At 68.8% G+C, this 24,524-nt stretch carries 16 protein-coding genes and 1 pseudogene; 9 read left to right on the top strand and 8 right to left on the bottom strand.

The window, feature by feature from the left end; genetic code table 11:
- Nucleotides 1-24 precede the first annotated feature (24 nt).
- The 3 genes and pseudogenes from rluB to CSC65_RS12520 form a co-directional block, all read right to left on the bottom strand.
- Nucleotides 25-1,671, bottom strand: a complete 1,647-nt coding sequence (rluB, locus tag CSC65_RS12510) for a 23S rRNA pseudouridine(2605) synthase RluB (protein WP_162410908.1) — start codon at nucleotides 1,669-1,671, stop codon at nucleotides 25-27.
- 302 nt (nucleotides 1,672-1,973) lie between these two features.
- A pseudogene (gene scpB, locus CSC65_RS16235) lies at nucleotides 1,974-2,528 on the bottom strand (SMC-Scp complex subunit ScpB); the annotation flags it as partial.
- A gap of 38 nt (nucleotides 2,529-2,566) precedes the next feature.
- On the bottom strand, nucleotides 2,567-3,478 hold the full coding sequence (locus tag CSC65_RS12520) for a segregation and condensation protein A (RefSeq protein WP_162410975.1): 912 nt from the start codon (nucleotides 3,476-3,478) through the stop codon (nucleotides 2,567-2,569).
- 580 nt (nucleotides 3,479-4,058) lie between these two features.
- On the opposite strand from CSC65_RS12520, the gene CSC65_RS12525 reads away from it, so the two are divergent.
- The 8 genes from CSC65_RS12525 to CSC65_RS12560 all read left to right on the top strand — a co-directional run bounded on the left by CSC65_RS12525 (nucleotide 4,059) and on the right by CSC65_RS12560 (nucleotide 16,825).
- Nucleotides 4,059-5,102 carry a LacI family DNA-binding transcriptional regulator gene (locus CSC65_RS12525; protein WP_162410976.1) on the top strand — a complete coding sequence of 348 codons (1,044 nt, stop codon included), beginning with the start codon at nucleotides 4,059-4,061 and terminating at the stop codon, nucleotides 5,100-5,102.
- 39 nt (nucleotides 5,103-5,141) lie between these two features.
- Nucleotides 5,142-8,108 carry a TonB-dependent receptor gene (locus CSC65_RS12530; RefSeq protein ID WP_162410910.1) on the top strand — a complete coding sequence of 989 codons (2,967 nt, stop codon included), beginning with the start codon at nucleotides 5,142-5,144 and terminating at the stop codon, nucleotides 8,106-8,108.
- A 174-nt stretch (nucleotides 8,109-8,282) separates the two neighbouring features.
- Nucleotides 8,283-9,881 (top strand): glucoamylase family protein, encoded by a 1,599-nt coding sequence (locus tag CSC65_RS12535; protein ID WP_425501361.1) that lies wholly within the window; start codon nucleotides 8,283-8,285, stop codon nucleotides 9,879-9,881.
- Between the two features lie 38 nt (nucleotides 9,882-9,919).
- Complete coding sequence (locus CSC65_RS12540) at nucleotides 9,920-11,185, top strand: sugar ABC transporter substrate-binding protein (protein ID WP_238390392.1); 1,266 nt, start codon at nucleotides 9,920-9,922, stop codon at nucleotides 11,183-11,185.
- Complete coding sequence (locus CSC65_RS12545; protein ID WP_162410912.1) at nucleotides 11,182-12,060, top strand: carbohydrate ABC transporter permease; 879 nt, start codon at nucleotides 11,182-11,184, stop codon at nucleotides 12,058-12,060. Before CSC65_RS12540 ends, CSC65_RS12545 begins: the two co-directional genes overlap by 4 nt.
- Nucleotides 12,061-12,082: 22 nt before the next feature.
- On the top strand, nucleotides 12,083-12,919 hold the full coding sequence (locus CSC65_RS12550; RefSeq protein ID WP_162410913.1) for a carbohydrate ABC transporter permease: 837 nt from the start codon (nucleotides 12,083-12,085) through the stop codon (nucleotides 12,917-12,919).
- Between the two features lie 10 nt (nucleotides 12,920-12,929).
- A complete protein-coding gene (locus tag CSC65_RS12555) occupies nucleotides 12,930-16,091 on the top strand; it encodes a discoidin domain-containing protein (protein WP_162410914.1) in 3,162 nt (1,053 codons plus the stop codon).
- 53 nt (nucleotides 16,092-16,144) lie between these two features.
- Nucleotides 16,145-16,825, top strand: coding sequence for a hypothetical protein (locus tag CSC65_RS12560; RefSeq protein ID WP_162410915.1), 681 nt, complete (start codon nucleotides 16,145-16,147; stop codon nucleotides 16,823-16,825).
- 154 nt (nucleotides 16,826-16,979) lie between these two features.
- Here CSC65_RS12560 and eda read toward each other — a convergent pair whose 3' ends face one another.
- The 5 genes from eda to zwf form a co-directional block, all read right to left on the bottom strand.
- Nucleotides 16,980-17,639, bottom strand: coding sequence for a bifunctional 4-hydroxy-2-oxoglutarate aldolase/2-dehydro-3-deoxy-phosphogluconate aldolase (eda, locus tag CSC65_RS12565; RefSeq protein ID WP_162410916.1), 660 nt, complete (start codon nucleotides 17,637-17,639; stop codon nucleotides 16,980-16,982).
- Nucleotides 17,640-17,814: 175 nt separating this feature from the next.
- The gene (gene edd / locus CSC65_RS12570; protein ID WP_162410917.1) at nucleotides 17,815-19,728 is read right to left on the bottom strand and encodes a phosphogluconate dehydratase; all 1,914 of its coding nucleotides are present in this window, start codon (nucleotides 19,726-19,728) and stop codon (nucleotides 17,815-17,817) included.
- Between the two features lie 111 nt (nucleotides 19,729-19,839).
- Nucleotides 19,840-20,568, bottom strand: coding sequence for a 6-phosphogluconolactonase (locus tag CSC65_RS12575; RefSeq protein WP_238390384.1), 729 nt, complete (start codon nucleotides 20,566-20,568; stop codon nucleotides 19,840-19,842).
- A complete protein-coding gene (gene glk, locus CSC65_RS12580; protein WP_238390385.1) occupies nucleotides 20,565-21,554 on the bottom strand; it encodes a glucokinase in 990 nt (329 codons plus the stop codon). Before glk ends, CSC65_RS12575 begins: the two co-directional genes overlap by 4 nt.
- Nucleotides 21,555-21,556: 2 nt before the next feature.
- Nucleotides 21,557-23,002, bottom strand: a complete 1,446-nt coding sequence (gene zwf / locus CSC65_RS12585; protein ID WP_162410918.1) for a glucose-6-phosphate dehydrogenase — start codon at nucleotides 23,000-23,002, stop codon at nucleotides 21,557-21,559.
- Between the two features lie 422 nt (nucleotides 23,003-23,424).
- Between zwf and CSC65_RS12590 the strand changes: the two genes are divergently transcribed.
- A complete protein-coding gene (locus tag CSC65_RS12590) occupies nucleotides 23,425-24,504 on the top strand; it encodes an ABC transporter ATP-binding protein (RefSeq protein ID WP_162410919.1) in 1,080 nt (359 codons plus the stop codon).
- The last annotated feature ends 20 nt before the right edge of the window (nucleotides 24,505-24,524 follow it).

Consider the following 24,524-nt stretch of genomic DNA (forward strand, 5'->3'; position numbering starts at 1 on the left):
GTGACTGCGCCGCCTGTGGTTCGCTCAGCCGTGGCCGCCACCGCGTGGCCCGCGGTTGCCACCGCGCGGCGCACCGCCCGGACGCCCACCCGGGCCTCCCGGACCACCGGGACGCCCACCGCCGCCCGGGCGACCGGCACCGCCGGGACGACCGGCGCCACCTGGCCGTGCCGCACCTGCTGCTCCCGGGCCACCGGGACGTCCACCGCCGCCGGGCCGGGCGTTGCCGCCGCCGGGTCGCGCATGGCCCGCCGGACCACGGTTGCCATAAGGGCTGCTGCTGCCCGGGGTTGCGTGGTCGGACGGGAAGTGCGGTGCATTGCCCGGATGCCCGTACGGACGCGGCTTGCGCGCACCCGCACCGGCACCCTGGCCTTGTCCCTGTCCCTGTCCACCGCCGGCATAACCGCCGCCGGGCTTGCCGCCCGGCTTGCCATAGCGTGGCTTGCCGCCAGGGCCACCGGGACCGGCGTTGCGATGACCGCTCGGGCCGGTGTCCACGCCTTCGGGCACGTACCAGGAGCGGAACGCAGCCGGATTGCCATCGGGCAGCGGCTTGGGACCCTTGTTGGGGCGCTGCTTGAACGGCTTCTGCGACTGCTTGGCCGCCATCTCGCCGCTCACGGTCAGGCCGCCGTGCGGCTTCTTGTTCCCGCCGCGGCCGCCGCGGCGATCCTCGCGCACGTGGTCGAAGCGGCGCAGCTCGCGGCCTTCGTCGGCCGTGTTGTGGCCGTTGACGTACGCCTGGCCCGGACCACGCTCGCGGCCGACGTGCACGGTCGACTTGGCCGCGCGGCGCTGGCCGATCACCGGCTGCAGGGTCAGGGTCGAGGCCGAGCTGTCCTCGAGCTTGAGCTCGCGCTGCAGGGCTTCGACCTGCGCCGCCGGCAGTTCCTGCGACTGGCCGCGCAGCAGTTCGCGCGGCAGCGAGACGTTGCCGTAGCGCACGCGCTTGAGCCGGCTGACCTGGCAGCCTTGCGATTCCCACAGGCGGCGGACTTCGCGGTTGCGGCCTTCCTTGACCACGACGCTGAACCAGTCGTGCGAGTCGGTGCCGCCGATGCGTTCGATCTTGTCGAACTTGGCCGGGCCGTCCTCCAGCGCCACGCCGCGGGCGAGGCGGTCGATGATGGCGTCGGAGACGTTCTCCTGGCCTTCCGGCGCACGCACGCGCACCACGTATTCGCGCTCGACCTCGTAGGACGGATGCATCATCGCGTTGGCGATCTCGCCGTCGGTGGTCAGCAGCAGCAGGCCGGTGGTGTTGATGTCGAGGCGGCCGATCGCGATCCAGCGCGCGCCCTTCAGGCGCGGCAGCGCCTCGAAGATGGTGGGGCGGCCTTCGGGATCGTCGCGGGTGGTCACCTCGCCTTCGGGCTTGTTGTAGACCAGCACGCGCGCCGGCTCGGTCAGGGCGGAGGCGACGAAGGCCTTGCCGTCCAGTTCGACCTTGTCGCCGCTGCGGATGCTCTGGCCGACCTGGGCGACCTCGCCGTTGACCTTGACCAGGCCGTCGGCGATGCGCTGCTCGAGCGCGCGGCGCGAGCCCAGTCCGGCCTGGGCCAGGACCTTGTGCAGGCGCTCTTCGGCCTTGGGCTGCGCGGGCGCGGCTTCTTCGCCGCGCTTGAGCGACAGCTTGCCGAGGGGCTTGCGGGGGGTGGAATCATTCATCAGTTGGTGCTCCGGCCGTCGGTGTCTTCTTCGGCCTGGGTTTCGGAATCGCCTGCGGCCTCGTCGGCCTGGGGCGGGGTAGGGGTGTCGTTCGTGTCGCCATCCGTCGATGCATCGGCGTGGGGATCGCCGATCTCGTCGGAGGTGGAGGAATCGTTCGCCGCGTCGTCGAGCCCGCCATCGGCGGCGTCGCTGTCGTCGGAACCGGTTTCGTCGTCGTTTACGTCGCCGGGCTGCGCGTCGTCATCCTGGAGACCATTGCCGGGGCCCGTGATGCCAGCCCTCGCCGGCGCCATCTCCGGATCCAGCGGCAGCTGCGGCTCCAGTTCGCCGATGTCCTTCAGCTCGGACAGCGGCGGCAGTTCATCCAGGCGCTTGAGGCCGAAATAGTCCAGGAAGCCGCGGGTGGTGCCGAACAGCGCCGGCTTGCCGGGCACGTCGCGATGGCCGACCACGCGGATCCACTCGCGCTCTTCCAGCGCCTGGATGATGTTGGTGCTGACCGCCACGCCTCGGACCTGTTCGATCTCGCCGCGGGTGATCGGCTGGCGGTAGGCGATCAGGGCCAGTGTTTCCAGCGTGGCGCGGGTGTACTTGGTCTTGCGCTCGGTCCACAGGCGCGCGACCCAGCCATGCACGTCGGCCTTGACCTGGTAGCGGAAGCCGGAGGCTACCTCGACCAGTTCCACGCCACGGTCGGCGCAGGCGTCGCGCAACTGCTCCAGCGCCGCCTCGACGCTGCCCGGCGGCGCCGGGGCATCTTCCGGGAACAGCGCATGCAACTGGGCCAGCGCCAGCGGCTGGTTGGCCGCCAGGAGCGCGGCCTCGACGATACGGTTGATCAGCGCCTGGTCCATGTATCCCGCAGGGTCTGGTGGAAAGGGGGCATCGGGTGTCAGCCCGCGGCCGGTTCGTTGGCGGCGTCGCCGTCGTCGAACTCGCTGTGGAACTGCAGCGGTTCGTTGGTATTGCCGATCGCCAGCGACTTCACGTAGATCGGGGCCAGCGGGGCATCCTGGACGATGTCCAGCAGCTGCTCCTTGGCCAGTTCGAGCAGCGAGAGGAAGGTCACCAGCACGCCGAGCTTGCCTTCCTCGGCGGTGAACAGCGTCTCGAAGCGGTGGAAGCGGCCGTCGTCCAGCCGCTGCAGCACTTCGCCCATGCGCTGGCGAACGCTGAGCGCCTCGCGCTTGATGTGGTGGCCGGTGAACAGTTCGGCGCGCTTGAGCACGTCGTACAGGGCCAGCAGCATCTCGCGCAGGTCCACCGGCGGCGGCAGGCGGACCACCGCCCGGTCCGGCACGAAGGCCTGCACCGGCGTGGTGTCGCGATCCTGCCGGGGGAGGGTGTCGATGTCCTCGGCTGCCTGCTTGAAGCGCTCGTACTCCTGCAGCCGGCGGACCAGCTCGGCGCGCGGGTCGGCCTCGTCGCCATCCTCGCTGACCGGTCGCGGCAGCAGCATCCGCGACTTGATCTCGGCCAGGATCGCGGCCATCAGCAGGTACTCGGCCGCCAGTTCGAAGCGCAGGTCCTGCATCACGTTGATGTAGTCGACGTACTGCCGGGTGATCTCGGCGACCGGGATGTCGAGGATGTCCAGGTTCTGCCGTCGGATCAGGTACAGCAGCAGGTCCAGCGGGCCTTCGAAGGCATCGAGGATGACTTCCAGTGCATCCGGCGGGATGTACAGGTCTTGCGGGATCTGCAGCAACGGCTGCCCATGGACCACCGCCAGCGGCATTTCCTGCTGCTGCGGGGACAGGGGCGGCATTGTCGGAGTCGCGTCTTGCGCGGGTTCGGAACTCATCTGCTCGAAAGCCAGGCCCGGTAGGGGGCGCACGGCGACGCTCCATGGATCGGGCGTGCCGCACTGCGATGGCGGCCGTCGCCGGAACTGGCCAGGACGGGCGCCGCTACATGCACATCAATACTGGCCAGGCGCCGCAAGGGAGGCGGCGGCCGACAGCCGGGAGGTGGTCTGCGTGTGGCGGGAGGGGGCAGCGATCGGTTGCCGGGAGTGGCAGGCACCCCCTGGGGGCGTGTTCTGTGCTGTTCCCTTGCCGGCGGGCCGCTGCTTCCGGCCAACGTGTGAAGCTAGGGTAAGCGCTGGCGCACGGCCGTGTCCAGCGGCCCGCGGGCCACCATGGCGTCATCCCGCGGAGCCAGGCAGGCCGGCGCCGGCCGGACGCGAGGGGATGTCGGGCGGAGCGGCGGGCTGTCAGCCCGGCTCCCGGACAGCGAGCGCAGCTGCTGCGATGCAGTATGTGAAACTGGGAGTATCCTGTTGTTTGTTACGGGAAACCGGCCCCTTCATCAGGCTTTCAATGGGGCCTGAAAACGGTTACAGTGCCGCCGCCGGCCGCCTTCGTGTCCGGACGGGAGAAGCGATGGGGCGCCAGGCGGTCACGATCCGCGATGTCGCACGCGAGGCGAATGTCTCCGTCGCCACCGTGTCCCGCGCCCTGAACGGACACAGCAATGTCGCCGAACCGGTGCGCCGGCTGGTGGTGGAAGTGGCCAACCGGATGCGTTACAGCCCGCATGCGGCCGCGCGCAGCCTCAGCAGTCGCAGCACCCAGACCATCGGCGTGGTCCTGCCCGACCTGCACGGCGAATTCTTTTCCGAACTGATCCGTGGCATCGACTCGCTGGCGCGCACTGCCGGACGGCACCTTCTGCTGTCCAGCTACCACGGCGATCCCGATGAGCAGGCCGCGGCCCTGCGTGCGATGCGCGGGCGCGTGGACGGGCTGCTGGTGATGTCGCCCTATGCCGAGCGCCCCGGCTTCCTGGCCGAAAACCTCCCGCAGCCATTGCCGGTGGTGCTGATCAGCACGCGCCAGGACGAACCGGCCTGGCCGGTCTTCGAGATCGACAACCATGCCGGCGCCGTGGCGATGACCCGCCACCTGCTTTCGCTTGGCCACCGGCACCTGGCCTTCATCGGCGGGCCGGTGCACAACCACGACGCCCGCGAGCGGCTGCGCGGGTTCCGCGACGCCATCGCCGAGCAGGGCGATGCGCACGGCAGCGAGTTCGGCGGCGATTTCGACGAGGCCTCGGGCCATCGCGCCGGTCTCCAGATCCTGGCCGCGGACGCCCGTCCCGATGCCGTGTTCGCCGCCAACGACATGATGGCGCTCGGTTGCCTGTACGCCTTTGCCCAGGCAGGGCTGCAGGTGCCACGCGATGTCGCGCTCGCCGGCTTCGACGACATTCCACTCGCGCGCTTCGTTCACCCGTCGTTGACCACGATGCGGGTGAGTATCGCGGAGCTCGGTGCGAACGCACTCAAGCGCCTGCTCGCGCAGATCGATGCCAGCGAGCCGGCAGCGGTCGAACACCACGTGCTGCTGCCCGAGCTGGTGGTCCGCCAGTCCAGCGGCGGATCCGAGCAGGCCGGCACGGCGAAGCGGGCAAAGCGGAAATAAGAAGGCAACCACACGGCATCATCCTGGGAGGGAAGATCGATGAACGGAAAATGCGCTAGCAGACCCGTACGCAAGCTCCTCACCGTGGCGATGGCCACCTGCCTGGCACTGGGTGCCGCGCCGCTGATGGCGCAGAGCACCGGCGCCACCATCCGTGGCCAGGTCATGGCCGACTCGGCCCCGGCGGCCAGCGCCCAGATCGTCGTCATCAACACCACGACCGGCTTCCGTCGCAGCGCCCAGGCCGGCGCCGATGGCAGCTACAGCGTGGGTGGTTTGCCGCCCGGGACCTACCGCATCGAAGTACAGGCCGCGGGCCAGAGCACCTCGCGCGAGCTCGTGGTGCAGGTCGGCCAGACCGCGACGCTCAACCTCGGCGTGGGTGGCGTGGCGGAGACCGCCGATGCCGGCGCCGCGACCACCCTGGACGCGGTCCAGGTCGTCGGCACCGCGGTGGAGACGCGCACCTCGGAAGTAGCGACCTACATCAGCAACAAGCAGATCGAAGCGCTGCCGCAGAACAGCCGCAATTTCCTCGCCTTCGCCGACACCGTGCCGGGCATGCAGTTCATCACCGACGCCAGCGGCAACACCCGCTTGCGTTCGGGCGCGCAGAGCGCCAACGCGGTCAACGTGTTCATCGATGGCGTCGGCCAGAAGAACTACGTCACCACCGGTGGCGTCAGCGGCCAGGACACCAGCCGCGGCAACCCGTTCCCGCAGTCGGCGATCGGCGAGTACAAGGTCATCACCCAGAACTACAAGGCCGAGTACGACCAGCTGAGCAGCGCGGCGGTGGTGGCCTCCACGCGTTCCGGTGGCAACGAGTTCCAGGGCAGCTTCTTCTGGGACTACACGATGACCGACTGGCGCTCGGCGACCGACTTCGAGCGGCGCCCGGGCGCGACCAAGGCCGAGAGCAAGCAGGAACAGTACGGCGTCTCGTTCGGCGGCCCGATCGTGCAGGACCGGGCGCACTTCTTCATCGCCTACGAGGCCAAGGAGTTCAGCAGTCCCCGCACTTTCAGCCTGGGGCGCGGCTATACCGTCGACCAGCTGCCGCCCGAGCTGCAGAGCCAATTCGGCAACGGCACCTTCACCTCGCCGTTCAAGGAAGACCTGTACTTCGGCAAGATCGACTGGGCGGTCGGCGAGAACCATTACTTCGAGTTGACCGCCAAGTACCGCGACGAAAGCGAGACCATCCAGGTCGAGGGCCAGCGCCTGCCGCCGGCGGCCACGCTCAACACCAATGACGAGACCCGGGTGGACCTGCGCTACCAGTGGACCTCGGGCGACTGGCTCAACGACGCGCACATCACCTACGAGGACGCGTTCTGGAGCCCGCAGCCGGCCAACTTCACCAACGGCTACTTCCTGAGCGATGGCAACTGGTGGGAGACCATCGTCCGCAGCGGCGGCGGTGACAACTACCAGGACAAGGGCCAGAAGGGCTGGTCTTTCCAGGACGACCTGACCTTCACCGGCTTCGGCGGCCACACCATCAAGGCGGGCATCAAGTACAAGCGCATCGACCTGGATACGCTCGAACAGAACAAGTACAACCCGCAGTTCTACTACGACATCAACGAAAGCCTGACGGTTCCGACCCACGTTGAATTCGGAGCGCCGGTCGCGGGCTACGGAGACGGTACGGTCAGTTCGGGCAACACCCAGTTCGGCATCTACATCCAGGACGACTGGGAGGTCAACGAGCACCTGACCCTGAACATGGGCGTGCGCTGGGATGTCGAGACGACGCCGAGCTACGAGGATTTCGTCACGCCCGGCGACGTGGTCACCGCGCTGCAGAACTCCAATACCAACCTGCCCAACTCGGGCGTGGACATCGACGACTACATCAGCACCGGCGGCAACCGCGATCCGGACCGGAACAACTGGGCGCCGCGCTTCGGTTTCTCCTACGACCTCAACGCGGACCAGCGCCACGTGATCTTCGGCGGCGCCGGACGTTCCTATGACCGCAACCTGTTCGACTACCTGCAGAACGAGGTGTCGAAGGGCAGCTGGGGCCAGTACGTCTACAACTTCAACACGCCGATGCACCCGTGCGCGGTGGGAACCGATGCGACCTGCCGCAACTGGGATCCGGGTTACCTGGATCCGGAGTTCCTGCGCGCTTCCTCGATCGCAGGTGGCGGGCGCGAGCTGTACCTGATGAACAACGACCTGGTCGTCCCGTACTCCGACCAGTTCGGCCTGGGCATGCGCAACACCTTCGAGGTATGGGGCCGGGACTGGAACACCGAGGTGATGTACTCCTATGTCAGGAGCCACGACGGCATCGCGTTCCTGCTCGGAAACCGTCGTCCCGACGGCCTGTTCTTCCCGCCGACCCCGCCGGATGCGACCGATCCTCCGCCGTGGGGGCAGGGCTTCGCGCCGTTCTCCAACCTGATCCTGGGACAGAACGCACTGGAGACCAAGACCAGCGCGATCTACATCAAGCTCGAGAAGCCGTACACGAGCAGCTCGGGTTGGGGCGCCACGTTCGCGTACACCTATACGGACTCCGAGCAGAACAGCCCGGTCGACGGGTTCCCGGGCGCGTTCAACGCCGCGTCCATCGGGGACTATGGCTGGTTCCCGGGCAAGGTGCCCGAGAACCGCATCGTCGCCAGCGGCATCTGGGACGGTCCCTGGGGCTTGACCTTCTCGGGCAAGGGCGTGTGGTCGGACGCGACGCCGCGCTACTACCAGAACTGCAACGTCTCGGCCTGGGCGTACTGCCACTTCGACAGCTACACCCCGGACGATGACTTCAAGCAGGTCGACCTGGCGATGCAGAAGGTGTTCGATACCGGCAGCAACGTCATGCTCCGGCTGCGCTTCGACGTGCTGAACGTGTTCGACTGGACCAACTACTCCGGCTACGAGGACTGGCGTGGTGGCGCTGGCGAGGTCCAGAATCCACTCTGGGGCACGCCGAACGCGATCGCATTGCCGACACGCACGTTCAAGCTGTCGATCGGCATCGACTGGTGAGGTCGCGGCGGCCACCCCGGCCACCTCTCCCGCCGGGGTCGGTCGTCGCACTCCACTTCGCCCGCGCGCCGGATGGTGCCGGGCGGCGCGGGGCCGGTTGATGGAAGCGGGATCAGGAACTCGATACGAAGGGGGGCAGGCGTGAAGTGGCGGCAAGTGCGAATCGGAATGATGGTGGCCGCGGGTGCTTGGCTCGTGGCCGCGTGTGGCCGTGAGCCGCCGCCGCCGCCGGCACAGCCGGCGCCGCCCAGGCCCGACGTGGTCCTGATCGAGCCGGTGTTGCCCGAGCGCCCACCGCGGCCGGAACTGCCGCCGCTGTTCCGGGACATCGAGAAGCGCACGTTCCAGTTCTTCTGGGACACCACCAACGAACAGAACGGGATGACGCCGGACCGCTATCCGTCGCGTCCGTTCGCGAGCATCGCATCGGTGGGCTACGCGCTCACTGCCTATCCGATCGGCATCGAGAACGGCTGGGTGAGCCGTACCCAGGCGGTGGACCGCACCCTGCTCACGTTGCGTTTCCTGCGCGACATCCCGCAGGGCCCGCAGCGCACCGGCAAGGGCGCCTACAAGGGTTTCTACTACCACTTCCTCGACATGCAGCAGGGCCATCGCTACGACAGCTGGGTCGAGCTGTCCAGCGTGGACACCGCGCTGATGATGATGGGCGTGCTGTTCGCCCAGGCTTACTACGATGGCGACGACCCGCGCGAGCAGGAGATCCGCAGGCTCGCCGACCAGCTGTACCGCAAGGTCGACTGGACCTGGCTGCAGCAGCGCGAGCCGCTGGTGTCGATGGGCTGGTTCCCCGAGAGCGGCTTCATCGTCCACGACTGGATGGGCTACAACGAGGCGATGCTGCTCTACGTCCTCGCCCTGGGTTCCCCGACCCATCCGGTGAGCCCGGATGCGTGGACGGTATGGACCCGCACCTACGACCACGACTGGGGCGTGTACTACGGCCAGGAGTACCTGTCGTTCGGGCCGATGTTCGGGCACCAGTACAGCCATGTCTGGATCGACTACCGCGACATCCAGGACCAGTACATGCGCGAACGCGGGATCGATTACTTCCTCAACAGCCGGCGCGCGGCGCTGGCCCACAGGGAGTACGCGATCGCCAATCCGATGAAGTGGAAGGACTACGGCGAGAACGTGTGGGGCCTGACCGCCAGCGACGGGCCGCAGAACACCCGCCAGATGTACCGCGGCGAGGAGCGGGAATTCCGCCACTATTCCTCGCGCGGCGCCGGCCTGCGCGAGAACTTCGACGACGGCACCATCGCCCCGACCGCGGCGATCTCCTCGATCGTCTTCGCACCGGAGGTGGTGATCCCGGCGACCGAGGAACTCCATCGCCGCTACGGCGACTACATCTATTCGAGCTACGGTTTCCTGGATTCGTTCAATCCCAGCTTCGATTTCGACATCCCGCTCAAGACCGGCCGGCTGGTACCGGGCAGGGGCTGGGTGGCGAGCGACTACATCGGCATCGACCAGGGGCCGATCCTGGCCATGATCGCCAACTACCGCAACGAGTTCGTCTGGACGGTGATGAAGAAGAGCCCGTACATCCGCACCGGGCTGGAGCGGGCCGGATTCCGCGGCGGCTGGCTGACCCCGGAAGACGAGGTGCCCGAACCGCAACAGTCCGATCCCGGCGCCGCGGCAGCGCGCGCGCTGGGCATGGCCGAGTCGCGTGCCGCGGCGGCCGAGGCGCAGACGAAACAGGACCAGCCCGCCAACAACCGGGCACAGCCGCCACCGTGAGCGCGATCGGTGGTGCCTGGCGCAGGGCGTCGTGTTGCGTGGCTGCGTGCCTGTTCCTGCTGCTGTCCGCCTGCGCGCGCAACGAACCCGAACCGGTCCGCTTCTGGGCGATGGGCCGCGAAGCGGAGGTGGTGGCCGAGCTCATTCCCGAGTTCGAGCGCGAGACCGGGATCGAGGTCGAAATCCAGCAGATTCCCTGGACCGCCGCACACGAAAAGCTGCTGACCGCGTTCGCGGCCGAGGCGCTGCCCGACGTATGCCAGCTCGGCAATACCTGGCTGCCCGAGTTCGCCGCGCTTGGCGTGCTGGAACCGCTGCAACCCTTCGTCGACGCGTCGGCCGTGGTCGACCAGGACGACTTCTTCCCGGGCATCTGGGACACCAGCGTGATCGACGGTCAGCTGCTCGGCATTCCCTGGTACGTGGACACGCGGCTGCTGTTCTACCGCAAGGACATCCTGCGCGAAGCCGGTGTCGCCACGCCGCCGCGGACCTGGGCCGAATGGGAACAGGCGATGGCCGCGGTCAAGGCGCACGTCGGCCCGGATCGCTACGCGATCCTGATGCCGGTCAACGAATTCGAGCAGTTGCTGTCGTTCGGCCTGCAGCAGGACGACCCGCTGTTGCGCGGCCATGACGGCCGCGGCAACTTCCAGAGCCCGGGCTTCCGCCGCGCGCTGGCGTTCTACGCCAACATGTTCGAGCAGGGCTGGGCGCCGAAGATGTCGGAGACGCAGATCTCCAATGTCTGGGACGAGTTCTTCAACGGCTTCTACACGTTCTACCTGTCCGGGCCATGGAACATCCGCGAGTTCCGCAAGCGCCAGCCGGCGCACCTGGAAGGGCAGTGGGGAACCATGCCGTTGCCGGGACCCGACGGTCCGGGCGCGGGCATCGCCGGCGGGACCAGCCTGGTGCTGTTCCGCGACTCCCCGCGGCAGCAGCAGGCGTGGAAGCTGATCGAATTCCTGTCGCGGCCCGACATCCAGCAGCGTTTCCACGCGATGATCGGCGACCTGCCGCCGCGACGCAGCACCTGGGAACATCCGTCGCTGGCGCAGGACGAGCTGTCGCATGCGTTCCGCGACCAGCTCGAGCGGGTCGAGGCGACGCCGAAGGTGCTGGAATGGGAGCGGATCGTGCAGGAGATGCGGATCGCCAGCGAGCGGGTCGTACGCGGTGGGCAGTCGCAGGACCAGGCATTGCGCGAGCTGGACCAGCGCGTGGACGGCATCCTCGCCAAGCGGCGCTGGATGTACGACCGCGACCATGCGGGCGCTGCCGCCGCGGAGCCCACGCCATGAGGCGCTCGCTCGCCGGCTGGCTGTTCGCCGGTCCCGCTTTGCTGGTGATCGGCGTGTTCTTCGGGCTGCCGGTCCTGTCGGCGCTGGCGTTAAGCCTGACCGACTTCGACCTGTACGCGCTGGCCGACCGCAGCAACCTGCGGTTCGTCGGCCTGGCCAACTACCTGGACCTGCTGCGCACGCCGATGTTCTGGAAGTCGTTGTGGAACACGACCTACTTCGTCGTGGTCGGCGTGCCGCTGTCGGTCGCCGTCTCGCTGGGCGCCGCGCTGCTGCTCAACGCGCCGGTCGCGCGGTTCAAGGCCCTGTTCCGCACCGCCCTGTTCGCGCCGGTGGTGACCACGCTGGTGGCCGTGGCGGTGATCTGGCGCTACCTGTTCCACACCAGCTATGGCCTGGTGAACTGGGCGCTGGGGCACATCGGCGTCGCGCCCGTGGACTGGCTGGGCGACCCGCGCTGGGCGATGCCGACGATCATCCTGTTCGCGGTGTGGAAGAACTTCGGCTACAACATGGTGATCTTCCTCGCCGGCCTGCAGGCGATCCCGCAGGACCTGTACGAGGCCGCGCGCATCGACGGGGCCTCGCGCTGGCAGCAGTTCCTGCACATCACCCTGCCGCAGCTGGGCCCGGTCCTGCTGGTGGTCGGCGTGATCACCGTGTCCGGCTACTTCCAGCTGTTCGCCGAGCCGTACGTGATGACCCGTGGCGATCCGCTGCAGAGCACGGTCAGCGTGCTGTACTTCATGTTCGAGGAGGGCTTCAAGTGGTGGAACCTCGGCCGGGCGTCGGCGGTGGCGTTCCTGCTGTTCCTGATCATCCTGGGCGTGACTACCGTGATGCTGCGCCTGGGCCGTCGCAAGGAACTCGTATGACGGTGCGCGCGGGGAGCATCCGATGAGCGCCGAGGTCGGCCAGTCGCGCTGGCACGCGGTGATGGTCAACGGCGCCTTGCTGGTGCTGGCAATGGTCAGCCTGGCGCCGCTGCTGTGGATGGTGTCGGTCTCGTTCATGCCGGCCGGCGAGGCCAGCCGCTTCCCGCCACCGCTGCTGCCTTCGGCGACGACGCTGGACAATTACCACGAGATGTTCGGCCGCACCGGCATGGCGCGAAATTTCGCCAACAGCGTGCTGGTTTCGGTGGCGATCACCCTGGGTTCGCTGCTGGTCAATACCCTGGCCGGATACGCCTTCGCCAAGCTGCGCTTCGCCGGGCGCGAGCGCATCTTCCAGTTGCTGCTGGCCGCGCTGGTGATTCCCGCGCAGGTGGCGATGCTGCCGCTGTTCCTGCTGATGAAGCAGCTGGGACTGGTCAACAGCTATGGCGGGGTGATCGTGCCCGCGCTGGCCGGCGTGTTCGGCATCTTCCTGGTGCGGCAGTACGCGCGCTCGATCCCGGACGAGCTGCTGGAGGCCGCGCGCATCGACGGGGCAGGGGAGTGGCGGATCTTCTTCCAGATCGTGCTGCCGATGCTCAAGCCGGTGCTGGTGACGTTGGCGATCTTCACCTTCATGGCGGCTTGGAACGACTTCATGTGGCCGCTGATCGTGCTGACCGACCAGGAGCACTACACGTTGCCGGTGGCGCTGGCCTCGTTGTCGCGCGAACACATCATGGACGTGGAGATGATGATGGCCGGCGCGGTGGTCACGGTACTGCCGGTGCTGTTGCTGTTCCTGCTGCTGCAGCGCTATTACATCCAGGGGTTGCTGCTGGGAAGCGTCAAGGGATGAGGGGTTGCTGATGCCGGGTGTGCTGTCGGGTTGGAATCTGCGTGCGGTGTCTTGCATCGCCGTGGCACTTCTATCGCTGGATGCGGCGCCAGCGGGCGCGCAGGTGCGGGTGCTGGACGCATTCGAGGACGCCGCGCCATGGCGCGTGGTCACTTCCAACCAGGTCAGCGGCAGCCTGCGCGAGGTGGAGGGCGTGGAGGGCAAGGCCCTGTGCCTTGACTACGACTTCAACGGCGTGTCCGGCTACGCGGGGATCCAGCGCGACCTGCCGCTGGAGTTCCCGGCTAACTACCGGTTCGCCTTCCAGCTTCGCGGCGAGTCTCCGGCCAACGACCTCCAGTTCAAGCTGGTCGACGCCAGCGGCGACAACGTGTGGTGGGTGAACCGGCCGAAGTTCGCGTTCCCTGACGAATGGACCGGAATCGTGTACCGCCAGCGCCACATTTCCAAGGCATGGGGCCCTGATCCGGACAAGGTCCTGCGGCGCAGCGCGAAGATCGAATTCACCATCTACAACAACGCCGGCGGCGCCGGCTCGGTCTGCTTCGACGAACTGACGTTCGAGCCGCTGCCCATCGATCCTCCGACGCCACCCACTGCAGTGTCGGCCCAGGCAACGACGTCGCCGGAAACCGCGGCGCTTGCGATCGACGGCGACCTGGTCACGGCCTGGCAGGCGCGCGGTAAGCAGCGGCTGGTGCTGGACCTGGGCCAGGTGCGGGAATTCGGCGGCATGCGCCTGCACTGGTCCGCGGCCGACAAGCGCGCGGCACGGTATGTCGTGTCGCTGGAAGATGCGCACGGCAGCTGGAGGGAAGTGCGCCGCGTGGACCAGGGGCGCGGCGAAACCGACTGGCTCGCGCTGCCGGAGGCCGAGTCGCAACGTATCGCACTGGATTTCGAGGGGCGGCGCTATGCGTTGGCAGAAGCACAGGTGCAGCCGCTGGAATTTTCCTCGCATCCGAACGAATTCATCAAGGCCGTCGCGGCCGACCTTCCACGTGGCTGGCTGCCGCGCGGCTTCAGTGGCGAGCAGCCCTACTGGACCATCCTCGGCATCGACGGCGGCCACGAACAGGGGTTGATCGGCGAGGACGGTGCGGTGGAGGTCGCGCGTGGCGGCTTCAGCATCGAACCGTTCCTGCTCGAAGGCGGCCAGCTGCGCAGCTGGGCGGACGTTCACGTGGTGCAGGGCCTGCGCCCCGGTGGAATGCCGATGCCGAACGTGACCTGGCGATCGAAGAATGCGGGCGGTGCGCAGGATGACCTGCTGGAGGTGCTCGCCTTCGCCCAGGGCACGCCGGGCGATTCGCAGCTGGTGACGCGTTACCGCCTGACCAACCCGCATGACCGGCCACGCGAGGTCACCCTCACGCTCGCCGTGCGGCCGCTGCAGGTCAATCCGCCCAGCCAGTTCCTCAATACCGTCGGCGGCGTGAGCCGGATCGAGCGGCTGGCGCTGGCGGGCGGCCAGGTGGTCGTGGATGGCAGGCCGCGCGTGTTCGCCAGCGCGAAGCCGGATGCGGCGTTCGCCACGCCCTTCGATGCCGGACTGGAGGTGATGCGCCTGGCGGATGGCGATGTTCCGGCGACGGCCGAGGTCGAGGATCCGACCGGGCTGGCCTCGGGCATGCTGCTGTACCACTGGCGCCTGGCGCCGGGCGAGACCCGCGAGGTGGCGCTGGTCGCACCACTCGACGGTCCGGCGCGGATGCCGGATGGGTTCGATTTGGCGGCGTCCGTCCAGCGTGCCGAAGGGCATTGGCGGGACCTGCTCGGCCAGGTCCGGCTGCGCCTGCCGCCGCAGGGACAGGCGTTCGCCGACACCGTGCACACCGCGTTGGCGCACATGCTGGTCTCCCGCATCGGTCCGAGGCTGCAGCCCGGCACGCGTTCGTATTCGCGCAGCTGGATCCGCGATGGCGCGATGATTTCCGAAGGCCTGCTGCGGCTTGGGCGGCCGGAAGTCGTGCGCGACTACCTGGAGTGGTACGCGCCGTACCAGTTCGACAATGGCAAGGTTCCGTGCTGCGTGGACGACCGCGGCAGCGACCCGGTACCCGAGAACGACAGCCACGGCGAACTGATCTTCAACATCGCCGAGTACTGGCGCTACACCGGCGACCGCGCGTTCCTGGAGAAGATGTGGCCGCATGTCGCCGGCGCGTTCGACTACATGGAACAGCTGCGCGCCAGCGAGCGCACCGACGCGAACCGCAGGCTGGACCCGGCGTTCTACGGAATGATGCCGGCATCCATCAGCCACGAAGGCTACTCGGCCAAGCCGATGCACTCGTACTGGGACAACTTCTGGGCCCTGCGCGGCTACAAGGATGCGGTGGAGATCGCGCGGGCGCTGGGCAGGGACGACGAGGCGAAGCGGATGGCCAGGGCGCGCGACCAGTTCCGCGCGGACCTGGCAGCATCGCTGCGCGCGGCGACCACGCGCCACGGCATCGACTACCTGCCCGGTGCCGCCGAGCTGGGCGACTTCGACCCGACCTCGACCACGATCGCGCTGGCGCCGGGCGGCGAGCAGGACTGGCTGCCGCGCGACCTGCTTGAGAACACGTTCGAGCGTTACTGGCACGAGTTCGTCCAGCGCCGCGACGGCCAGCGCGAGTGGAAGGACTACACGCCGTACGAGTGGCGCAACGTGGCCGCGTTCGTACGCCTGGGTTGGCGCGAGCGCGCCTGGGAGGCGACCGGGTACTTCTTCCGGGACCGTGCCCCGGTCGAATGGAACCAGTGGGCCGAGGTGGTCTCGCGCACCCCGCGCACGCCGTTCTTCGTCGGCGACCTGCCGCATGCCTGGGTGGCGTCGGACTTCCTGCGCTCGGCGCTGGACATGTTCGCCTACAGCCGCGAGCGCGACGACAGCCTCGTGCTGGCGGCGGGCGTACCGGTGGACTGGCTGGACGGCGAGGGGATCGCGATCGAAGGCCTGTATACGCCCCATGGCCGCCTCGGCTACACGCTGCGCCATGCCGACGGAGAACTGCGGCTGGACCTGGCCGCGGACGCGGGCCTGCCGCCCGGCGGCCTGGTGCTGCCCTGGCCGTATGCGGGAACGCCGGGAGCGACCACCATCGATGGATCGGCGACGCAGTGGCAGGACGGCGAGTTGCGAATCACCCGACCTGGCGCGCGGGTGCGCATCGCGATGCCCTGAGAGCCGGGCGCAGACGCGAGCCCACAACCTGGGATCACTGGCGGAGACCTGCCATGTCGCGCAGCACTGTTCCCTTATGGATCTTTCCGCTGGCCATCGCGCTGGTGATGCTGGCGTCCGCGCACCTGGCCTGGTGGCTGTCGCTGCGGGCCGGCTACATCGAGCCCTGCAACCCGTACTGGGACGGCTGCACCTCGATCAGTCGCGCCGCCCGGCATGGGTTGGGAAACCACCTGTTCCGCCTGATGATGCTTCCCTGCGCATTGCTGGTGGCGATCCACTGGTGGCTGGCTGGGCGCTGGCTCGGCGCGGGTCGCAAGCCGGCACGCGCCTTTGCCGTGCTCGGAATGGCCTGCGCGGTGGCGCTGGGTGTGTACGCGACCTTCCTGGGCACCGAGGGCGCCGCCTATGGCTTCCTGCGCCGGTATGGCATCACTGTGTTCTTCGGCTGCGGTTTCCTGGCCCAGCTGGTGTTCCTGCGGCGATGGAATGGCGATACGACGACGGGCGCAGCGCGGCCGCAGTGGCGGATGATGGCCGCGGTCTGCGTGGCGATGCTGCTGCTGGGCGTCGGCAACGTGCTCGGAGATGCGTTGCTGCAGGACCGTGCACGCCAGGACCGGCTGGAGAACGCGCTGGAATGGCAGCTGGGCCTGCTGTTGGCCACCTGGTATCTGCTGCAGGCGTGGTGCTGGCGTCACGAGCGCCTGCATCTTTCCTTCAATGATCCGTAGAACGCGGCTTGCCCCGCTGCTGCGGCCTGCGAATTCGACGCGACGCCGCGTAAACGGGGCGACGGAAGCAGGGCAAGCCCTGCTCTACAAATCCATCGTGCGACGGCAGCGGGGCTGGCTCCACTCTACGTACAGCCAAGCGGCGGTGCATGGGTCAGCGGGCGCGCACACCTGCCACGATCGCCGCGGCCTTCGCCGCACTGGCCTCGACCTTGTCCCACTCGCCGGCCTTGAGCCAGTTCTTCGGCACCATCCACGAGCCGCCAATACAGACCACGTTGGGCTGCGAGAGGAAGTCGGCCGCAGTGTCTTCGGTGATGCCGCCGGTAGGGCAGATCTTCAGGTCGGCCATCGGGCCGGCCAGGCCCTTGAGCATGGCCAGGCCGCCGACCGCGGTGGCGGGGAACAGCTTGCACACGCGGAAACCGCGTGCCATCAGCGACAGGAACTCGGTCGGGGTGGCGCCGCCGGGGACCACCGGGATCGGCGCCTTGGCCAGTGCGTCGGCCAGCTCCGGCGGAGTGCCCGGGGTGACCAGGAAATCCGCACCGAGTTCGATGCACTTCTGCATCTGCTCGATGGTCAGCACCGTACCCATGCCCACCGCGATGCCGGGCAGCTCCTTCTTCAGCGCGACCAGCGCGTCCAGCGCGGCCGGCGTGCGCAGGGTCAGCTCGATCGCGGTCAGTCCGCCCTTGAGCAGCGCCGCGGACAGCTTGCGCGCTTCGTCCACGCTGTCGGCGGTGACCACCGGCAGGATGCCGGACTTGCGCAACAGCTGTTCGGCCTGGGCCTGGGTGGCGGCGATGCTCATGGGGTGCGTATTCCGTGCGTATTCGTGCGGACGCCGATTCTAACCGAGGCCCCGGGCATCCACGCTTCGGTTGCAGTTGCATCCAATGGGTTAGGCCATGGCGTAGAGCGGGGCAAGCCCGGCGCTACGCCACCCGGTATTGGTGCCGCGTGGCCCGCGTGATGCCACCGCGGGCTCAGGCGTCCTTGGCCTCGTGTGGTGCGAGCGCGGCTTCGGCGTCGCAGCCCAGTTCGTACTCGGCGTCGTAATCCCAGGCACCACCGTCGTGTGCCGGCGGGCCGCAGGAAATCGACAAAGCACCCTGGTCGGCAGGCCCGACCAGCGCCCGGCTGTTGGCGAACAGGTTGCGACCCATGTCGTGCAGCGCAGGGCTGGTGTTGGCAGCCACCTCGCGTGCGTTGAACTCGGCCGCGTCGACCAGGATCTGCAGCGTGCCGGCCTCGCTGTCCAGGCGCACGAGGTCGCCGTCGCGGACCTTGCCGATCGCGCCACCGCGCGCCGCTTCCGGGGTGACGTGGATCGCCGCCGGGATCTTGCCCGAGGCACCGGACAGGCGGCCGTCGGTGACCAGCGCGACCTTGCGGCCCTGGTTCTGCAGCATGCCCAGCAACGGCGCCAGCGAGTGCAGTTCCGGCATGCCATTCGCGCGCGGGCCCTGGTACGTCACCACGGCGACGAAGTCGCGGGGCAGCACGCCGGCGGCATGCAGCTTGTTGAGCTTCTGCGGCGCATCGACCACCACCGCCTGCGCCTCGACGTAGCGGTGCTCGGGCTTCACCGCGGAAAGCTTGATCAGGCCGCGCCCGATATTGCCGCGCAGCAGGCGCAGCCCACCCTGCGCTTCGAACGGCTCGGCCACGGTGCGCACCACCGATGCGTCGGCGGAGAGCGCCGCGGCAGGCGCCGAGGACAGCGTGCCGCCGTCAAGGCGCGGCTCGCGGGTGAAGGCGCGCATGCCCTCGGGCACGACGGTCACCAGGTCATGCATCAGGCCCGCGTCGAGCAGTTCGCGGAACACGAAGGGCACGCCGCCGGCGGCCTGGAAGCGGTTCACGTCGGCCTCGCCATTGGGATAGACGCGCGCCAGCAGCGGCACGACCTGCGAGATCTCGTCCATGTCATCCCAGGTGAGGACGACTCCGGCGGCGCGTGCGACCGCGATCCAGTGGATGGTGTGGTTGGTCGAACCGCCGGTGGCCATCAGCGCGACCACCGCGTTGACGATCGCGCGTTCGTCAATCAGCCGGCCCAGCGGCCGGTAGTCGTCGCCCAATGCGCTCATCGCCAGTACGCGGCGTACCGCTTCATCGTCCAAAGCCTCGCGCAGCGGCGTGCCCGGATTGATGAACGAACTGCCCGGCAGCTGGACGCCCATCGCCTCCAGCAGGACCTGGTTGGAATTGGCGGTGCCGTAGAAGGTGCAGGTACCGGGCGCGTGGTAGGACTGCGCCTCGACCTCGAGCAGCTCCTCGCGCGAGGCTTCGCCGGCGGCGTAGCGCTCGCGTACTTCGGCCTTCTTCTTGTTCGGGATGCCCGCCGGCATCGGCCCGGCTGGCACGAACAGCGCCGGCAGGTGGCCGAACGCGAGCGCGCCGATCAGCAGGCCCGGCACGATCTTGTCGCAGATGCCCAGGTACAGCGTCGCGTCGAAGGCGTCGTGGCTCAGGCCGATCGCCGCGGCCTGGGCGATGACGTCGCGCGAGAACAGCGACAGCTCCATGCCGCCGCGGCCCTGGGTCACGCCATCGCACATCGCCGGCACGCCTCCGGCGACCTGCGCGGTCGCGCCGAGGCTGCGGGCGAGGGCGCGGATGCGCTCGGGATAGTGCTCGTACGGCTGGTGCGCCGAGAGCATGTCGTTGTACGCGGTGATGATGCCCAGGTTGGGCGTGGCCCCGCCGCGCAGCCGCGACTTGTCGGTGGTGTCGCAGGCGGCGAACACGTGCGCCAGGTTGGCGCAGCTCAAGGGCTTGCGGTTGGGGCCGTTGCGCACGGCTTCGTCGATGCCCGCCAGGTAGGCGGCGCGCGAGGCGGCGCTGCGCTTGCGGATGCGCTCGGTGATGGCTTCGATCTTGGGATGCAGGCTCATTGGCGTGGGGGCTACCTGAGTCGGGGGGAGGCGCCTGGCGGAATCATCCAGCGCCATGCTCTTCGTTGAATCCCCGCACATGGACGTGCGGGGTCTTGCGAGGGACTCGCATCAAGCACACCAGTGCACGCGCATCGGCTCGATCCCGATGCCGATCGCGGCCCGGATCGGCAGTTCGCGGACATCGTCGCCGTCGAGCGCGCGCAGGAATACCTCGCGCTTGGTTTCACCGCGCAGCAGCAGCAGCCGGTGGCGGGTGCGCGCCAGTCCGGCAGGCGTCAGGGTGATGCGCAGCGGCCAGTCACCGGCCACCGCGCAGCCGCTGGCATCCAGCGCCGCGTAGGGCTGGTCGCTCGCGAGCACGCGGTCCAGGTCGATCGAGCCGGGGAACAGCGACGCCGTATGCCCGTCGTTGCCCATGCCCAGCACCGCCACGCAGGCCTCGTCGGCATGGCGTGCCTCGACGTTTGCGGCATGGACCGACTCGGCCAGGGTCAGGCCTTCCCGGACCAGCGGCTCGAAGCGTCCGACTTCGGCGTGGTCGAGCAGGCTCTCGCGGATCAGGCGGGAATTGCTCGCGCTGTCGTGCGGCGAGAGCCAGCGTTCGTCGACCAGGCCGACCGTGATCCTGGACCAGTCCAGCGGCGCCACCGCCACCTGCGCGTATGCCGGCGCCGGCGTGGTGCCACCGGAGAGCAGCATCCGCGCGCGGCCGCGGATCGCCAGCTCCACGGCGAGCATGCGCTCCATGTCGCGGGCGATGCCATGTACCCAGGATTCCGGATCGCGGTGCTCGATCCACTCTATGCGCGAGTCGCGCTTCATCGGTGCGGGTTTCATTGGGCCTCCCGGCGCAGCAGGTCGACCGCGTAGGCGGCCGCGCCGAGCAGGCCGGCGCGCGGATGCATCACCGCCAGCGACGGGACCCGCGACATGTTGGGCGAGAACCGGCCCTTGTATTCGAAGCGCTGGCGGAAACCGGAGTGGCGCAGCGAGTCGAGCATCTTGGGCACCAGCCCGCCGGTGAGGAACACCCCGTCCCATGCGCCCAGGGTCAGCACCAGGTCGCCGGCGATGGCGCCGAACACCGCGCAGAACACATCGACCGCGCGCATGCCCAGCGCATCGCCCTGCGCGGCGCGCGCGGTGATGTCCTTGGGCTCGAGCAGGCCCGGGTCGACCCCGGCGATCTCGCACAGCGCGCGGTGGATGTTGACCAGGCCCGGGCCGCAGATCAGGCGCTCGTTGGACACGCGGCCGAACTGGGCCGACAGGATTTCCAGGATCCGGATCTCCTCCGGCGTGCCCGGCGGGAAGCTGACATGGCCGCCCTCGGTCTCCAGCGGATAGCAGCGGCCGTCGCGGACCACCAGCCCACCCACGCCCAGGCCGGTGCCCGGGCCGAGCACGGCGTAGGTGCGCGGCTGGTCCGGTGCGGCCGGGATCCAGCCCGCGCCGCCGATCTGGACCACGTCCTCGGGCCGGTACAGGCTGATCGCCATCGCCTGCGCGGCGAAATCGTTGAGCAGGTGGACCTGGTCGAAGCCGAGCATCTCGCAGGTCCGGCTGCGCGAGATCACCCAGGGATGGTTGGTGATCCGCGCCTCGTCGCCGTCGACCCGCCCGGCGACCGCGAACACGCCGCGGCTGGCGTGCGCGCCGACCTGCTCGAGGTAGTGGCGCGCGGCATCGGCCAGCGACGGGAAATCGGCGACGGCGAACTCGCGCACGCTGTCGTCCAGCAAGGGCACCGCGGCGTGCGGGTCGGCCAGGGCGAAGCGGGCGTTGGTCCCGCCGATGTCGGCGATCAGCAGCGTTCCGGACATGCTCAGGACCCGCGCTGCGCCGGGCGACCGACCGCGTCGAACTGCGCGGGCAGGTAGGCGGTGGCTTCATGGGGTCCCGAGGTCCCGGCCGGGTAGTAGCGCAGCGGCACGTCACCGGCCTTCCAGCCTTCGACCACCGAGTCGATCCACGCCCAGGCGGCCTCGACCTCGTCGTTGCGCACGAACAGCGCGTGGCTGCCGTGCAGCGCGTCCAGGAACAGGCGCTCGTAGGCGATGCGACGGTTCTTGCCGGTTTCCGAGGAAAGCTCCAGCTCCAGCGGCTGCAGCTCCAGCGTGCCCCATTCCGGTCCGGCCAGGCTGCTCATCAGGCCCAGCTCGATGTCCTCCTGCGGCTGCAGGCGGAAGGTCAGGCGATTGGGCGCGGCGTGCGCGCCGTCCGGGCGTTCGAACAGCCAGTGGCTGACCGGCTTGAGCGTCACCGTGACCACGGTGGCGCGCTCGGCCATGCGCTTGCCGGTGACCAGGTGGAACGGCACCCCGGCCCAGCGCCAGTTGTCGATGTGCGCGGTGACGCCCACGTAGGTTTCGACATCGCTGTCATCCGGGGCCGCATAAGCCTGCACCGGCGCGCCATCGATCGTGCCCGCGATGTAGCGGCCGCGCACGCTGTGGCGTTGCGCCTCGTGGGCGGTGAACGGGCGCAGCGCGCGCAGCACCTTGACCTTCTCGTCGCGGATGCGATCGGCGGCCAGCGAGGCCGGCGGCTCCATCGCCACCAGGCACAGCAGCTGCAGGATGTGGCTCTGGACCATGTCGCGCAGCGCGCCGGAACGGGCGTAGTAGGCGTTGCGGCCATCCACGCCCTCGGTTTCCGAGACCAGGATGTTGACCGAGTCGATGTAAGTGCGGTTCCAGACCGCCTCCAGCAGCGTGTTGCCGAAGCGCAGGGCCAGCAGGTTCTGCACCGCCGCCTTGCCCAGGTAATGGTCGATGCGGAAGATCCGGTCCTCGTCGATCAGGCCGCCGATCGTGGCGTTGATCTCGCGCGCCGACGCCAGGTCCGCACCGATGGGTTTCTCCAGCATCAGCCGGTTCGGCGCTTTGAACGCGCCGCCCAGGGCGAGGCCTTCGCAGGTGCTGATGTACAGGCCCGGCGGGATCGACAGGTAGCTCACGCAGGGCCGGTCGACCAGGTCGCGCACGGCCTCGGCCACCGATTCGGGCGTGCGCATGTCGACCGAGCGGTAGTCGATCCTGGCCAGGAACGTGTCGACCTGCTCGGCGGTCGGGGTGTAGTGGGCGAGCTGGGTGAAGCGTTCGCGCAGGATCTCGCGGAACTTGTCAGTGTCGTGCGGCGACAGGGCCAGCGCACGCACGCGGAAATTCTCCGGCAGCAGCCCGTCGCCCTGCAGGCGCAGCAGCGATGGGAACAGGTAGCGCTGCGCGAGGTCGCCAGTGGCGCCGAACAGCAGCAGGGTGTCGTGCATCCGGTGGGCTTCCGTGGCGTGTGGCATCGGTTCCGTGGCTTCTCTCGTGGGTCGCGTCCGGCGGGCGGACGGATGACGCTGTGGGGATGTGAAGGCTGCCCGTGCGCGGGCGTACAAACTGTCGAAATATGGCCGTCCGCCGCACTTCTTGTCCAGTGGTCAGGAACGTCTCTGTGGAAACGGTCGATTCCATGCCCCGGCGCACGGAGGGGGCTTGGCCCTATCCCGGTACGCATACCGGCACGCGCCGGACACAACCGCATGCAGGCCCTGTCGTACCTGCATCGCGGGACATCGCGCGTTCTCGCGCGAGCGGCGGCGGGTCGCCTCGGCCCCGGTCGCGTGACATGATCCCGGTCCAGTCGGGCGAATGCCGGGGATGGCGCCGCACGCGTAACGCATACGTATTCCCGGAGGTCCGGATGGCGGGTTTGCAGCTGGAACAGGTCCGCAAGGTCTATCCGAACGGCCAGGTCGCCGTGCATGGCGCGACCTTCGAGATCGCCGATGGCGAACTGATGGTCCTGGTCGGTCCGTCGGGTTGCGGCAAGTCGACGCTGTTGCGGATGATCGCGGGGCTGGAGGAGATCAGCGCGGGAACCCTGAAGATCGGCGGGCGCGTGGTCAACGACGTCGCCCCCAAGGATCGCGACATCGCCATGGTCTTCCAGAGCTACGCGCTGTACCCGCACATGACCGTCGCCGAGAACCTGGCCTTCGGCCTGAAGCTGCGCGGCCAGCCGCGCGCCGAAGTCGAGCGGCGGGTCGCGGACGCGGCGGGGATGCTCGGCCTGGACGGCATGCTTGGCAAGCGCCCGCGCGAGATGTCCGGCGGGCAGCGCCAGCGCGTGGCGCTGGGGCGGGCGCTGGTCCGCGAGCCGGCGGTGTTCCTGCTCGACGAGCCGCTGTCCAACCTGGACGCCAAGCTGCGCCACTCCACCCGCACCGAAATCGCACGCCTGCACCAGCGCCTGGGGGCGACGATGGTGTACGTCACCCACGACCAGGTCGAGGCGATGACCCTGGGCCAGCGCATCGTCGTGCTCGACGCCGGCCGGATCCAGCAGATCGACACCCCGATGGCGTTGTACGAGCGCCCGGCCAACCTGTTCGTGGCCGGTTTCCTGGGCAGCCCGGCAATGAACGTGCTCGAAGGCGAGCTGCAGCTCGCCGATGGCTTGCGCCTGGTGCTGGACGGGCAGGGCGACGTGCCGCTGCCGGGCGCTGAAGTTCCCCCGGCCTGGCTGGGGCGGCGGGTGGCCCTGGGCGTGCGTCCCGAGCACCTGCTGCCAGTGGCCGGCGAAGGCCTGCAGGCGCGGGTGGACGTGGTCGAGCCGATCGGAAGCGAGGCGTTCCTGCACCTGGATTTCGGTGGTCGTGCCCTGGTCTCGCGGCTGCCGCCGCAGCGCCTGCCCGAGCCGGGCACGCAGCTGAACCTGCGGGCCGATCCGGCGCACCTGCACTTCTTCGACCCGGGCAACGGCATGCGGCTGGCGGCCTGAGCCGCCCTCCGCCCGGACGG

The organism is Pseudoxanthomonas daejeonensis (genome assembly GCF_010093205.1).
Lineage (GTDB): Bacteria > Pseudomonadota > Gammaproteobacteria > Xanthomonadales > Xanthomonadaceae > Pseudoxanthomonas > Pseudoxanthomonas daejeonensis.

Excerpts from the sequence above, each read along its gene's own strand:
- zwf (WP_162410918.1), bottom strand. The coding sequence starts at position 23,002 with ATGCACGACACCCTGCTGCTGTTCGGCGCCACTGGCGACCTCGCGCAG.
- CSC65_RS12550 (WP_162410913.1), top strand. The coding sequence starts at position 12,083 with ATGAGCGCCGAGGTCGGCCAGTCGCGCTGGCACGCGGTGATGGTCAAC.
- CSC65_RS12530 (WP_162410910.1), top strand. The coding sequence starts at position 5,142 with ATGAACGGAAAATGCGCTAGCAGACCCGTACGCAAGCTCCTCACCGTG.
- edd (WP_162410917.1), bottom strand. The coding sequence starts at position 19,728 with ATGAGCCTGCATCCCAAGATCGAAGCCATCACCGAGCGCATCCGCAAG.
- CSC65_RS12575 (WP_238390384.1), bottom strand. The coding sequence starts at position 20,568 with ATGAAACCCGCACCGATGAAGCGCGACTCGCGCATAGAGTGGATCGAG.
- CSC65_RS12555 (WP_162410914.1), top strand. The coding sequence starts at position 12,930 with ATGCCGGGTGTGCTGTCGGGTTGGAATCTGCGTGCGGTGTCTTGCATC.
- CSC65_RS12560 (WP_162410915.1), top strand. The coding sequence starts at position 16,145 with ATGTCGCGCAGCACTGTTCCCTTATGGATCTTTCCGCTGGCCATCGCG.
- glk (WP_238390385.1), bottom strand. The coding sequence starts at position 21,554 with ATGTCCGGAACGCTGCTGATCGCCGACATCGGCGGGACCAACGCCCGC.
- CSC65_RS12520 (WP_162410975.1), bottom strand. The coding sequence starts at position 3,478 with ATGAGTTCCGAACCCGCGCAAGACGCGACTCCGACAATGCCGCCCCTG.
- rluB (WP_162410908.1), bottom strand. The coding sequence starts at position 1,671 with ATGAATGATTCCACCCCCCGCAAGCCCCTCGGCAAGCTGTCGCTCAAG.
- CSC65_RS12590 (WP_162410919.1), top strand. The coding sequence starts at position 23,425 with ATGGCGGGTTTGCAGCTGGAACAGGTCCGCAAGGTCTATCCGAACGGC.
- CSC65_RS12525 (WP_162410976.1), top strand. The coding sequence starts at position 4,059 with ATGGGGCGCCAGGCGGTCACGATCCGCGATGTCGCACGCGAGGCGAAT.
- eda (WP_162410916.1), bottom strand. The coding sequence starts at position 17,639 with ATGAGCATCGCCGCCACCCAGGCCCAGGCCGAACAGCTGTTGCGCAAG.
- CSC65_RS12545 (WP_162410912.1), top strand. The coding sequence starts at position 11,182 with ATGAGGCGCTCGCTCGCCGGCTGGCTGTTCGCCGGTCCCGCTTTGCTG.